We start from the raw sequence: 12,871 nt of genomic DNA, 5'->3' as shown, positions 1-12,871 counted from the left end.
CGTTAAAGAGAGAGGAAGGCGCCTCATGTTCAATGGTAAAACAATTTTCATTGCAGGTCATGCTCGTTTACCTCAAGGGATGGCAGCGAAAAGTGTCTTTGAAACACTGACCATTACTGCAGAAGTCGATGCTAAATATGGGGTCGTCCTGGAAGCTTCCTGTACACTGGCAACAGAGCATGGCAGGGAATTTATTGGGCGTTTATTAAAAGGGATCAGTTTAAATGATGGTGTTGATGACGCGATAGAATCCATCCAATCTTATTATCGGGGAAAAGCCGCTAACGCACTGATTGCTGCCTTGAAAGACCTCGATCTCCATTTTCAGCAAATTAAAGCAGGAGATAAATCGAAACTACAAAGTTAGCAATATAATTTTTCAGAATAATATGTTAAAAGTGTTGACAATTTTACGAAAAAACGTTTTAATGGAATTAAGCCAATATTATGACATTAACACCTTTGGAAAATACCTTTTCAGAATCGTGTAAAGATCATAATGATTGGAAACAGGAAAAATAAATCATACATAAACTGCATATTCGCTGTGACTCTATTTACATAGAGCAGTGAAGTGAATATAAGCCAGTTGTACAGTTCGATTCCTATTTTATTTGGGGATCATGTGCGACTGGCTTTTTATATTTCCCGTTAACTTTGTCACCTATATTACAAATAACAGGAGGAATTATTCATGAGCATTGCAGAAAAAAAGAGAGCAAAGTTCGAAAGGAAAACAGAAAAATACGAAGTGAAAGTTCACCCTCAATCCAGCCGTTTATATCATATTGAAATTTCAAAAGAGGCAATTGCCGCTTTTTTAGAAACCGTATCGAAGGATAAACAGTCTGTTCAACATCTGGAATATACACCATATGCACGACTCATCGTTGCTTCCTATTTATTGGATCAAGTGGGTGAAGACTTTGGTGAATTGCTTCGGAACATCGTTCATGATCGGGAATCCGGAGGCTTCACACTAGGCTTGGAGGGTGTTACGGAAAATACGGATGAATACGTCATTTTTGCAACGGCCATTTCATACTTGCTGGGAACGCCAAACCATGATGCCATGTCAGGAAAATATTATGCCCGCTTTAGTGTTCAAGACACAGATAGCAGTGATTCGTATTTGCGTCAGGCTTATCGTTTATTTACCCTTCATACGGACGGCACTTTTGTAGATGAACCGACGGATTGGTTAATAATGATGAAGATGATCGAACAAAATGCACGCGGTGGAGAATCACGTTTATTGCACTTAGACGATTGGAAAGAGCTTGATATGTATGTGAATCATCCATTATCCAGCCACAAATTCACGTATAAAGCTCCAAAAAGCAAAAACATTGATCAGGAGATTGAAAGATTGACTTTCTTCAATCATAATAACAAACCTGGTATATGTTATATCGATCAATTCGTTTATCCTGAATCAATCGAACAAGCCAAATACTTACGAGATTTATCCAATTCATTAGAAAGCGATGAAAGTGTGCTTGAGCTGGAACTGCCTGTTGGAGATTTAGTTGTCGTAAATAACATATTCTGGCTTCACGGACGCGCTGCATTTGAAAAGGATCCGAACCTGAACCGTGAATTACTTCGCCAGCGCGGAAGATTCAATCAATAGTTTCATTTTGTAAACCCAAATTTTTATTCATCCCCAAACACCATTTTAAGATAAATTCTTTTCAACCGAAGGGTTGGAAAGCAATTTATCTTTTTTTTAGCTTCAGTTAAAGAGTAATGTTGTAAATGGAAGGGAAAAAGAGGACCTTAAACATCATCACGCATCTATCTATTATCTTGAACTAACGCTACCAGCGTGTAAAAATTATTTTAATCTATATTCTCTTTTACGCTTCACAATCCACGGCACATTCCAATACATCCTTTATCAAGCTTTTCTCATCAATTTGGAGAGAAAAAACAACATTTTATAACAACAAGTGTCTAATTAATTCGCAAAAGATAATAGCTTATCCAAATGTCTTCACGCAGAACACATCATGTGTTCGTAGACGAACCTTCTTTTCTGATATACTGATATGGCCAATAAATCGTAGAAAGAGGGGATGGTTTTTTATGGGAATCGCTATTTTTTCTAATTTTACGCAATTTAAGGATTTAATTAATGCTTTACCTGCTGACTATTCAGATAAAATGATACAGAGCGAACAATTTTTGCTTGAAAGAGATGAAAAGAAAAAACTCGAAATCTATTACGCACCTTTCGAATATGTAAATGAACGGGCCAAAGTGGTGATTGTCGGAATCACTCCTGGTTTACATCAAATGAAAAAATCATATTCTACCGTAATTAATGCAAGAGGGCACTTACATAGCGATGAAGAGATCCTGCACGAAGTAAAAAGGAATTCCAGTTTTGAAGGAACGATGAGAAAAAATTTAGTTCACATGTTAGATGAGCTTGGATTACACACATACTTAAACATTTCGTCCACACAGGATCTTTTTAACGAAGCTAGTCACCTCGTTCATACTACCTCTGTTTTAACCTATCCAGTCTTTTATAACGGGAAAAACTACAGTGGAACGACTCCGAATATTTTAAAGACCGAGTTGCTTAAAAAAAATATAATGGAAGGCTTTGCTACCGAAATAGGTACCATTGAACGCCCGCTTATTATTCCTTTAGGCGTTAACGTTTCCAAGGTCTTAAACTATTTAGCGGGTCAAGATTATTTAGATGCCAACAACATGCTTCTGGGATTTCCTCATCCATCTGGAGGAAATGGGCATCGACATAAGCAATTTGCAGCAAATAAAGGGCAAATGAAAATGATGTTACAGCACTATTTTTCAAAAGAAATGACCATTGGTTAAAGAGAAGGGCTATAGGCTCAATGAAGCTATATTTAGGTTTTTAAAGATAGGGGATATTTGGTGATTATTTCGTTCATCTAAAAGTGTTAAAAGTAAAATTAACTATTTACTCGTGATATTTTGGAGATTATAATAAGAACAAATGTTCTTTATTATAGGAGGCATTAACATGGATGAACTAGAGGAATTTTTAAAATCACTTACTATTGAAGAGTTAAAAGTTATTTATGAAGAAGTATGTGGACCTGATATTAATAAATAGATGAAAAATAAATGGATAAATATTTTATACGATTAAAGTAACTGAACCATCAACAGTCATGCATGAGAGAAAAACTGTATGTAATGTTGATGATGGTTAATTGTGGCTTCAACAATTTCCTTTAGAGAAAACCATTTCGTATAAACGATGTTTGCTGCGCAAGGAAATATTGTTCAATGGCACATAGATATTTGTGGAAGTTTTGAATTGATGAATTTGTCAAATTCCCACAAGAATGTCCTGCTCGAAAAATTAAAGAATTTATAAATCAAGGACCCAATAAAGGTCCTTGATTTTTTTATGAAAGGACCATTTTAAAAAAACTGATCTGGGTATTTTTCAAATCAGTCGATATTCATCATAAAGCCAATAGGTAATGAATTAGAAGTTATGTAAAAAGCGCACCTCTTACATCATAATTTTCCAAATCGATTTCGATTTTTCTATCAAGTGCGAGGTTTGCCAATAGGAAGCCTAAATATGGGCCCATTGTTAAACCGGAAGCCCCAAGACCATTGGCTACGATTATGCCTTCCCAGTCCGGTAAAGGGCCCATAACCGGAAGGAATCCCGGCGTGAATGGGCGAAAACCGACCCTTGCTTCAACAAACGTACTTTCCGTCAAACCGGGGGCGGTTTGCAAGGCTTTGTTGAAAACTTCCTGCAGCCCTCCTGCGGTCATTCGGTTATCGAATACCTCCGTATTTTCATGTGTCGCCCCTGCAACGATTTTATTATTATCGAAAGCCAAAAGATATTGATCACTCGGAGGCATGACTACTGGCCAGTTATTCGTATTTTCATTTGGCGATTCCAGATGAATGATTTGAGCCTTTTGGAAGGTGACTTGAAAATTAACGCCCAGTGGCTTCAGTAATTCCGGTGCCCAAGCGCCAGCACAAACGATCACTTTATCAGCAGGTATGAATTCATCTCCAAATGTTACACCTGTCACTTGTGAACCGTTATATGAAAGTATAGCCTCACCATACAAAAGTTTTGCACCGTTTTTTTGTGATGCCCGCAATAAGGAATCACGAAGTGCGCGTCCATCGACCCGCGCGGCACCACTCACGTGAACGGCTGCATATTCACTGGAAAGAGGCGGGAATAAGGCACGAGTCTCCTCTGCGGAAAGTAAAGTGATTGCCCCAATTTCCGGTGCATCTTCTTTCCTTTTTGCCGCCCGGTTTTTCATGGCATTCAATTTAGCTTCATCTGTATGTAGACTAATGGCCCCGACTTGGGCATAACCTGTCTCTGTTTCCCCGTCCCGTTCAAGTTCTTCAATTAAACCGGGATAAAAAGCCGCCCCATTTTTGGCAAGGAGATACCAAGCTTGGTTGCGCCTTTGCGATATCCACGGGCAAACGATTCCTGCAGCTGCAGATGTTGCCTGGCCGATATCTTGACGGTCAATAATGATCACTTCAGCCCCATTTTTAGCCAACTGATAGGCAGTTGAAGCTCCCAAAATTCCTGCACCAACTACAATGATTTTTTGCATATTCAACATCTCATTTCTCTTATATGTATAAACTCTTACCACTACTATATCGAAGACACGAATTGATTGCTACAATCGACATTGTAATTTCTTTCACAAAATTATTTTATCTATATGGAATATGCTATGATTGAAATTGCAAGAGCTTGAAAAGATACTAGGAGGACAAATCATGTTAAAAAAACAAATGGAATCATACATATCAACATCCGTAATCGAAAAAAAGGTTGAGTTGTTTAAAGAAGAAAAGGATTATATAGAAAAGCATAAATTAATTGCCGATGATATCGTTATAGTGGAAAAAGAAAATGCTTCTCGTTTTACAGATGCCTATATGGAGCGCAGTAATAAAGAGAGCGAAGAATTAATCTCTGAAGAGAACTCTGCATTTTTAGCACAACCTATCGAGTATTTGAAAAAAAACAAAGATGAATTCCTTTACTTTGAATCACAATGGTTCGAATTAATCGGCGTTGAGGCACTTTCGTTAGAAGTCGATGATGTTTTCGGTACATATAACGCGATGTTCGGATTGAAATTCCAGAAAAAAATGGGTGAAGTTTTAAAAACGTATTTAACTAAGGAACTTCAAGGAGGAATTGGCTCGTTCAGTTTAATGTTTAATCAGGGCGACGGGCTATGGGACGTGAATTTTGCCTTGGATAACTTAAAAGGGTTTAGAGAAGACATGTCATTACAAGAAGCTTTTAATTTAATCTATCATTTTCTTTTTATCCTTGTTCAAACAATCGAGGAGGATATGTAAAACGAGGTGCCGCCATTAATTTAATGACGTCAGTTTGTGGACAAAAGGGTTTCGGAATGCTCTCATTCCGAAACCTTTTTGGTTTTTTATTGGATTTGAAGCAGTAATAGAGAATATAAATGGATTCATACATGGGTGTCCTACCTCTGAATACATATCTTCCACCAAGTCATGCATGTAAGATAAAACAAAGTCCGTCTCCAGTTTACAACCAAATGGTTCGATAGCACCAGTTGATCTATAGTAACCCTTTCAAGTTGACCTCGCTGAAGAAAGCACCCTTATCACCTGAAGTTTTAATCCTTCTATATTTTTAAAAAGACTGTATGCAAATGAGTTCTTTCTTTTTGTTGAAACGTAGTTGATTGGAACGGAAGGGGCAGACCCACTCGGAAAGCGACCCTGTAGTGCAAATAAACGGTCATATTTTTACACCCACAAACAAATGCCCTAGGCCATGGGTTCTGGATATTGATTAAAGGAACTTGAAAGAATTCGTCGAATTGATTAATGATATACCTTTATTTAATAAACTTAAATGTTTTGTTTTTTGATTTTTTGTTCATGTAAATAAAGTTACATCGGAAGGGGAAGTTATAGGTGCTGAATGAATTGGAAGTTACTCAAGTTACCGTTCCAATGCCTTTTAGATTGGATCATGTCCATTGTTTCTTAGCAGAAGGTAAAAAAGGCTGGACAATCATTGATACGGGTTTAAATAACAAAACGACAAAGGATTTATGGAACCCGATTATCAAAAAACACGATATTACCGATATTATCATCACCCATTATCACCCAGACCATTACGGATATGCAGGGGCATTACAACAATTAACCGGTGCGGATGTTTGGATGACACAAGTGGATGAACATGCGGGAACTACATATTGGGAAATGGATTCGCTGAAACTGCTTAAAGATAATTATAAGTCATGTGGAATGGAAGACGAGGTAGCCGTCGCCTTATCCAGTGACGAAAGTGGATTCATGCCCCAAGTAAAACCCTATCCTACCGTAAATCATCATCTTGAAGAAGGAATGAAGCTGCATTTTGGCAAATATGAGTATGAAGTAATTTCCACGCCGGGGCACTCTGATGGCCTGATATCATTATATAATAAGGAAAAAAGTGTCCTTTTCTCGACAGATCATATATTGCCCAGGGTATCTCCAAATATTTCGTATTGGTTTAAAGGTCTTTGCAACCCATTGGAAGAGTTTTTTACTTCTTTGAAAAAAATACAAAAGCTGGACGTTGAATATGTCATCCCTTCCCATGGGAAACCGTTTCAAAATGCCAATAAAAGAATTGTTGAATTGTTGGACCACCATCAGGGCAGGCTGCATGTAATTCATGAAAACATGAAAGAGCCGATTTCTGTAAAAAGTGCTTGCCATATCTTATTTGGAAATCTGCCCATTCACGAAACCAGGTTTGCAGTTGGTGAAACACTGGCTCACCTTGAATACCTTCTTTTGAATGACCAATGCATAAAGTTTATACGTGATGGCAAATGGTATTATCAATCCATTTGAAATATTGAACATTGATTCTAGCTCATGTCATATGAGCTTTTTTGCATTAAAAACGCAAATCACACTGTCTTAAATATACGTTAATGAATAGGTTTAAGCGGTTTTGTTTACTAAAAATTATTTTTAGATTCTTATGAATATTGAAATGGTGGAGAACGTTTACTGAAGACAGGTTGGGAGTTTTGGGATGAAGAACACGTTTATGAAAACAGCATCAGGAGTGTGTTTTTATTCACCGTTTATTTTCCAAGTACGAATATGTATAATACCGGGGGAATGAAATTCATTTCAGAACCGGTATTACGTAAAGAGGGACTTGCTCTCGTGATAATCGGTTTCACATCAACAGGATTATTCACCATTTCACAGAGCAAGCTGTGGGCATGACAATGGCCAGTTCCATCAAATTACTGAGTTATTATAGTTTAGGGGCGCTCATTTTTGTATTGGTTTTATCCGTATTATTAAAAAAGATCGTCCGGCCAATAACGGTTATCATCGTTTCCATCACGGCATTTTTCATCGGACTTTCCACTGCGGGGGTTTTTCAATTAGCCATTACGATTATGACGGAATTGTTCTGGAGAAAAAAAGGAGCAGTGACCGGGATCGTGGCAACAGCTGCAGGATTGGCTTCTATAGTCATGCCGCTTGTAACGGATTGGATGTCGAAAAGCGGGAATATATCAATCATCTTCATATTTGATCCCATTCCTGTCCATAACTGGTTTTATAGCTGTAGTTTATGTTTATTATCGCTATGGAAAGCTGATGGTTAAGGGGAAAGTCCAGACAGGGGACATTCGTTTACATGCCTGATACATTTTGGATCTTCGCTTATTGATAAAGTGAAAAACCACCGCCCATCAAACATGGGCGGTGGTTTTTCATTGCCTGGCACCTATTTGTCCCTTTACTTCTTTCATGATATCTTCAAGGGATGTGACAATTCCTATATCATCCTTATAACTAATGTGCTTAGGCTGAAAATGGATAGGTGAATCCAAACCAGCAGCGGCTGAAATTCTATATAATCCTTTTCTAAGGGTAACAAGAAAATTGACCACACGGTATTTCTTTTCATCGATGACAAGTGCCTTTTGCAATTCCGGATCAGTGGTTGCTACCCCGACAGGACAAGCATTTGATTGACATTTCATCGTCTGAATACAACCTATAGCAATCATGAAACCACGTGCTATATTAACAAGGTCAGCTCCCATAGCTAGGGCAATGGCGATTCTATCAGGCGTGAACAATTTACCGGAGGCGATGATTTTAACCCGATCTCGGACGCCGTATTTTTCCAATGTCGATACTAAAATCGGCAATGCGGATTTTAGCGGCAACCCTACGCTATCGATCAATTCCTGATAAGAAGCACCCGTGCCGCCTTCACCGCCATCCAATGTAATGAAATCGGGACCTTGCCCGGTTTCTTTCATATAGCTAGCAAGCTCTTCGACACTGTCATTGCCGCCGATGACCATTTTGATGCCGACCGGAATGCCTGTATGTTCCCTGATTCTTTCAATAAAATCGCACATGGATTTTACGTCATTGAATTGATGAAACCGATTTGGACTATCGATCGCTTTGTATGGTACGACCTTACGGATCTCAGCTATTTCAGGATTCACTTTTTCAGCATCGATATGCCCTCCGCGAGTTTTGGCACCTTGAGCCAATTTGACTTCAAATGCTTTGATTTCCGGTATTTCACTTTTTCTTTTTAATTCATCCCAATCCATTGCGCCCTTACTATCACGGACCCCAAACATGGCCGGCCCGATTTGCATGATTATATCGACACCGCCGGTTAAATGATAAGGAGAAAGTCCGCCTTCCCCTGTATTCATCCATGTGCCTTTTGCTGCAGCTAATCCCTCAGAAAGGGCAGTGATTGCGTTCTTCCCCAAAGAACCATAACTCATGGCGGACATGCCGATAAGACCTTTTAATCGAAAGGGATGCTTAGTGTTTGGGCCGATGATCACGGAATCTTCATCATCCAATAAGAATGCAGAGGACACTTCATCTCCCCATTTTTCTTCTCGCTGTGAGAAAAGCGGGTCTTTCATTAGAATGTATCTTTTAGTCATCACTTTTGTTTCTCGATCGTATTTTTCTTCTTCGGCCAATTTTGGGAACATGCTATTCTTAACAAAGAAGCCTTCTTCATCAAAATCCCGTTTTGAACCAAAACCTATTACATCCCGTAAATATTTTGAACTTTTCACCATATGTTCATAGTCATCCCGGGAAAAGGGTTTTCCTTCGTTATCACTGTTAAACCAATATTGCCGCATTTCAGGCCCGATTTTTTCCAGAAAGTAACGTATTCTCCCGAGCACGGGGTAATTTCTTAAAATTGCATGATGCTTCTGCGTGCGGTCAAAGAAAATCATATAAAGTATTAGGAAAACCAAGACGATGATAACGATGAAAATAACGGTAAATCCAAGGATAATTAAAAGATTTGCGATGCCACTCATTCAAATTCCCTCCTGATATGCAAAAAAATCATGTATTGTTAATCTACTCGGTAATTCGATCAATTATACAAATTTCCAATGCAAGAATTTAATAGGGATAGAATGAGTTAATTTAAATAATCGTCTTGATCTTACTTTATCTTTAGTTTCTCCTTTCCGTCTTAACTAAATGACTATCTGCAAAGTTATGGCACCATTAGCTCCTCTGGTTTATGTTAATTTCCTTGATTATATTAAAGCGGTATATAAGGGGATTACGATGGATATACATTCTTTTTGCAAGTACCCGGATATTTTTAAAAATTGTTGCAGTGCCTCGACCGACTTTTCAGATAATCTGCCTAGGATGCTTTCCTGAAATTGCCGTTTCGTCCGATCATCCTCCTTTCCAGCAGTGCCTTTTTGCTTCACCTAGTGAAAGTGCTGATTCAGCTTCCCGGAAAGAGTGACATTTATTATACCGTTTCCACAAAAAAGCCCAAACCGTTTCGAAAACAAAATGCTTTTAATTGTTTGATGATTGTATCCAGTCTTTGGTCGATACTATTTTCAGCAAACGCAGTATGGAGAAAGAGAAACCGATTCACATTCAGGAACCCAACAAGGGTATGTTGAGTACCAAAAACAGTTTCCGTCATTTGAATCGGCTCACTCTTATTTAACGGATTTAATTTCGTTTCCATCACCCCCATCAAACAAGCAATGACTTATAATGAAAAAGGGGATGGTCGTTAGCTTAACCCTTTAGCAATCTTATACTTTAGGTAGGTGGGGACATAACATAACAGAATACATACTGATATAACCAAAAAAACAAACAATATGTCATACTAATTTTCGTTTAGAATGACCGGTGACTAAAATATTTAAAAAGATTATAAATAAAAAGATATTCAAAGGGGGCCTGAGCATGAAAATTGTTATTGCACCAGATTCCTATAAAGGAAGTTTGTCAGCATTAGAAGCTTCCAAAGCTATCGAACGAGGGGTCAGGAAGGCACTGCCGGATGCGAAGACAGAATTGGTTCCTGTAGCGGATGGCGGGGAAGGTACGATGGATAGCCTTGTTGCAGCTACGAATGGTCGAAAAGTTGAAGTGACCGTTAAAGGACCTTTACTTGAAGACGTTCAGGCAGCATATGGGATCTTGGGTGATCAGGAAACATGCGTGATTGAAATGGCCAGTGCATCCGGACTGTGCCTAGTCGATCCAGATGAGTTGAACCCATTAATCACTACTACATACGGAACAGGGGAGCTTATTCAAAAAGCATTGAATGATGGCTGTCGAAAGTTCATTTTAGCGGTAGGTGGAAGCGCTACCAATGATGCAGGTGTTGGAATGCTCCTGGCTTTGGGAATGAGGGTGCTTGATGAAGATGGTAAACCGCTAGGATTCGGGGGTGCCGAATTATCACGGATATCAGAAATTAATACGGAAGATTTTGATTCCAGAATTGCAGATTCCAAGTTCTTGATTGCGTCGGATGTCCAGAATCCGTTAGTCGGTCCGGATGGGGCATCAAGTGTATTCGGACCACAAAAAGGTGCCACTCCTGCCATGGTTGAATTGCTTGATAAAGCTTTATCATCATGGGCTGATTTAGTGGAAATCAAGACAGGCATACACTTGCATGATAAAGCGGGTGCGGGTGCTGCAGGTGGAATCGGAGGTGCATTTCAAGCCTTTTTTCCAGCGGAAACAAAAAGGGGCATCGATATTGTGTTGGAGCATACGAAAATGGGTGAAAAATTGTCCGATGCTGATTGTGTTTTTACCGGGGAGGGCCAAATCGATTACCAGACAGCTTCAGGCAAAACACCAATGGGAGTTGCACAAGAAGCCAAAAAGTACGGTATTCCAGTATTTGTTTTAGCTGGATCGATCGGAACGGGTATTGAAGTTTTATATGACCATGGAGTAACTAGTATTCATAGTTTAGTGAACGCTCCTATGCCTTTAAAGGAAGCTATGGATAGAGGAGCTGAATTGTTGGAAATTTCAGCCGAACAAGTAATGCGGACTTTTTTGGGAGCGATTAAAAATAGTAGGTAGGTTACTTGTTTTCTAAAAGAGATTAAAGATATAAAGAAAGGGAACTAAATGAAGAAGAGCTTGAAACGATTAGTTACTTTTTGATTGGTTCGAAATAAATGATTAGCTTAGGAGGTCAGTCCTCAAGGTTTATAAGAATTCTTTTTAGTTAAATGTGGCTTTTTATAAAATTGGTGACGAGGCCTTTCCTAGTGAACAAACGGGTACGTTAGCTGTAGTTCGGAGCTGTCTTTAAGGCAGCTTTTTCTTTTTGCAACTATCGGGGCAGATTATTTCAAAGAAGGTGAATGAGTATAGTAAATGAACTAGCTTTGCTAATCAAATGCTAATTGAATTCCTATCTTTAACACCCTTTCAAAATTCATTGTAATTGATTTAAGACAGGTACTACCCTATTTATTTAATTACTGACGAACAAAACATACAATACACAATAGTATAGGTGTACATATGAAAATAAGAAGAAGTATGTTAATTATTCAAATTGACAAGCTTGAAAGCTGCGAAAATTCTATTGGGATAAATTATGAATCGATGCTTAAACTAACTCAAAAAAGGAGTGAAACTTATGACCCAAACAAAGTTTGATTCGAAGGTTCTTTCAGCTATAGAAGATAAAATCCGGTTAATTAAAATAGATAAAAAGGCCATTTATTTAGTTGGTCCCATTCGACTACCAGTTAACTTATATGGGGAGACGGTAGTGTTCAATTGGTATTGTTGGCTAAATTGTGACGAGGTAACAGAAAACTATGAGAGAATTATTGAGAAATTATCTTCTGTTAATTTAGCTGAATTGCAGCAATCAAGTGTGTTAGTATATGGTGACTTTTCATATAGTGATGATGCCTTTATCAGAATGCATTCCATTTGTCATACAGGAGACATTTTTGGCAGTAAGAGATGCGACTGCGGTTATCAATTGAAAAAATCCATGAAAATGATAGTAGAACACGGTACGGGTGCGTTGTTTTATCTAGCCAATCATGAAGGAAGAGGAATTGGCCTCTTTAGTAAGGCACTGGCATATATCCTTCAGGAAAATGGCTATGATACAGTTGATGCTAATAAAAAACTGGGTTTTGTTGATGATTCCAGAAACTATAATGACGCGATATTAGTATTGAAAGCACTAAGATCCAAACCGGTTACACTTATAACCAATAACCCAAAAAAGTTGGAAGCATTGAAAAACGCTGGTTTGGAGGTTGCAGGTAGAAAGCCTTTATGGGGAGATATTTCAGAGTTTAATGAGAATTATCTCCAGACAAAGATAAAACGTTCAGGCCATTTAGAGGAAGAGAGGATTTGTCCAAATGACTAATCTCATCCTGCTACGCCTATAATTGATCTGGGCTTATATCCTAAATCATATAGAAAAAATAATATACTTCAT

At 38.4% G+C, this 12,871-nt stretch carries 11 protein-coding genes; 8 read left to right on the top strand and 3 right to left on the bottom strand.

Going from position 1 to position 12,871, the window contains the following annotated elements; all coding sequences use genetic code 11:
* Positions 1–25 precede the first annotated feature (25 nt).
* From JNUCC41_RS22160 to JNUCC41_RS22150, 3 genes are all read left to right on the top strand, one after another.
* Positions 26–367, top strand: a complete 342-nt coding sequence (locus JNUCC41_RS22160; RefSeq protein WP_192204870.1) for a DUF3870 domain-containing protein — start codon at positions 26–28, stop codon at positions 365–367.
* Positions 368–694: 327 nt separating this feature from the next.
* On the top strand, positions 695–1,633 hold the full coding sequence (glaH, locus tag JNUCC41_RS22155) for a glutarate dioxygenase GlaH (protein ID WP_192204869.1): 939 nt from the start codon (positions 695–697) through the stop codon (positions 1,631–1,633).
* A 455-nt stretch (positions 1,634–2,088) separates the two neighbouring features.
* Positions 2,089–2,850 (top strand): hypothetical protein, encoded by a 762-nt coding sequence (locus JNUCC41_RS22150; RefSeq protein ID WP_192204868.1) that lies wholly within the window; start codon positions 2,089–2,091, stop codon positions 2,848–2,850.
* Between the two features lie 650 nt (positions 2,851–3,500).
* Here JNUCC41_RS22150 and JNUCC41_RS22145 read toward each other — a convergent pair.
* The gene (locus JNUCC41_RS22145) at positions 3,501–4,619 is read right to left on the bottom strand and encodes an NAD(P)/FAD-dependent oxidoreductase (RefSeq protein ID WP_192204867.1); all 1,119 of its coding nucleotides are present in this window, start codon (positions 4,617–4,619) and stop codon (positions 3,501–3,503) included.
* A 172-nt stretch (positions 4,620–4,791) separates the two neighbouring features.
* On the opposite strand from JNUCC41_RS22145, the gene JNUCC41_RS22140 reads away from it, so the two are divergent.
* The 3 genes from JNUCC41_RS22140 (at position 4,792) to JNUCC41_RS22130 (ending at position 7,703) form a co-directional block, all read left to right on the top strand.
* Complete coding sequence (locus JNUCC41_RS22140) at positions 4,792–5,385, top strand: branched-chain amino acid aminotransferase (protein WP_192204866.1); 594 nt, start codon at positions 4,792–4,794, stop codon at positions 5,383–5,385.
* 600 nt (positions 5,386–5,985) lie between these two features.
* Entirely contained in the window at positions 5,986–6,924 is a 939-nt protein-coding gene (locus tag JNUCC41_RS22135) for an MBL fold metallo-hydrolase (protein WP_192204865.1), read from the top strand.
* Positions 6,925–7,313: 389 nt separating this feature from the next.
* On the top strand, positions 7,314–7,703 hold the full coding sequence (locus tag JNUCC41_RS22130) for an MFS transporter (RefSeq protein ID WP_192204864.1): 390 nt from the start codon (positions 7,314–7,316) through the stop codon (positions 7,701–7,703).
* Positions 7,704–7,811: 108 nt separating this feature from the next.
* On the opposite strand, the gene JNUCC41_RS22125 is transcribed toward JNUCC41_RS22130, so the two are convergent.
* Both JNUCC41_RS22125 and JNUCC41_RS22120 read right to left on the bottom strand, forming a co-directional pair.
* Positions 7,812–9,419 carry an FMN-binding glutamate synthase family protein gene (locus tag JNUCC41_RS22125; RefSeq protein WP_192204863.1) on the bottom strand — a complete coding sequence of 536 codons (1,608 nt, stop codon included), beginning with the start codon at positions 9,417–9,419 and terminating at the stop codon, positions 7,812–7,814.
* A gap of 455 nt (positions 9,420–9,874) precedes the next feature.
* Positions 9,875–10,102 (bottom strand): hypothetical protein, encoded by a 228-nt coding sequence (locus JNUCC41_RS22120; RefSeq protein WP_192204862.1) that lies wholly within the window; start codon positions 10,100–10,102, stop codon positions 9,875–9,877.
* A gap of 227 nt (positions 10,103–10,329) precedes the next feature.
* Here JNUCC41_RS22120 and JNUCC41_RS22115 point away from each other — a divergent pair, with 227 nt between their 5' ends.
* Together JNUCC41_RS22115 and JNUCC41_RS22110 are read left to right on the top strand one after the other, a co-directional pair.
* Positions 10,330–11,475: a glycerate kinase gene (locus JNUCC41_RS22115; RefSeq protein ID WP_192204861.1), complete on the top strand. Its 1,146-nt coding sequence runs from the start codon at positions 10,330–10,332 to the stop codon at positions 11,473–11,475.
* A gap of 568 nt (positions 11,476–12,043) precedes the next feature.
* Positions 12,044–12,799: a GTP cyclohydrolase II gene (locus tag JNUCC41_RS22110; protein WP_192204860.1), complete on the top strand. Its 756-nt coding sequence runs from the start codon at positions 12,044–12,046 to the stop codon at positions 12,797–12,799.
* Positions 12,800–12,871: the final 72 nt, after the last annotated feature.

The organism is Brevibacillus sp. JNUCC-41 (genome assembly GCF_014844095.1).
Lineage (GTDB): Bacteria > Bacillota > Bacilli > Bacillales > DSM-1321 > Peribacillus > Peribacillus aracenensis.
Note: the sequence above shows the minus strand (reverse complement) of the source record. Positions and strands in the feature narration are given on the sequence as shown.

Coding starts and splice junctions, on each gene's coding strand:
- JNUCC41_RS22160 (WP_192204870.1), top strand. CDS start 26: ATGTTCAATGGTAAAACAATTTTCATTGCAGGTCATGCTCGTTTACCT.
- glaH (WP_192204869.1), top strand. CDS start 695: ATGAGCATTGCAGAAAAAAAGAGAGCAAAGTTCGAAAGGAAAACAGAA.
- JNUCC41_RS22150 (WP_192204868.1), top strand. CDS start 2,089: ATGGGAATCGCTATTTTTTCTAATTTTACGCAATTTAAGGATTTAATT.
- JNUCC41_RS22145 (WP_192204867.1), bottom strand. CDS start 4,619: ATGCAAAAAATCATTGTAGTTGGTGCAGGAATTTTGGGAGCTTCAACT.
- JNUCC41_RS22140 (WP_192204866.1), top strand. CDS start 4,792: ATGTTAAAAAAACAAATGGAATCATACATATCAACATCCGTAATCGAA.
- JNUCC41_RS22130 (WP_192204864.1), top strand. CDS start 7,314: ATGGCCAGTTCCATCAAATTACTGAGTTATTATAGTTTAGGGGCGCTC.
- JNUCC41_RS22125 (WP_192204863.1), bottom strand. CDS start 9,419: ATGAGTGGCATCGCAAATCTTTTAATTATCCTTGGATTTACCGTTATT.
- JNUCC41_RS22120 (WP_192204862.1), bottom strand. CDS start 10,102: ATGGAAACGAAATTAAATCCGTTAAATAAGAGTGAGCCGATTCAAATG.
- JNUCC41_RS22115 (WP_192204861.1), top strand. CDS start 10,330: ATGAAAATTGTTATTGCACCAGATTCCTATAAAGGAAGTTTGTCAGCA.
- JNUCC41_RS22110 (WP_192204860.1), top strand. CDS start 12,044: ATGACCCAAACAAAGTTTGATTCGAAGGTTCTTTCAGCTATAGAAGAT.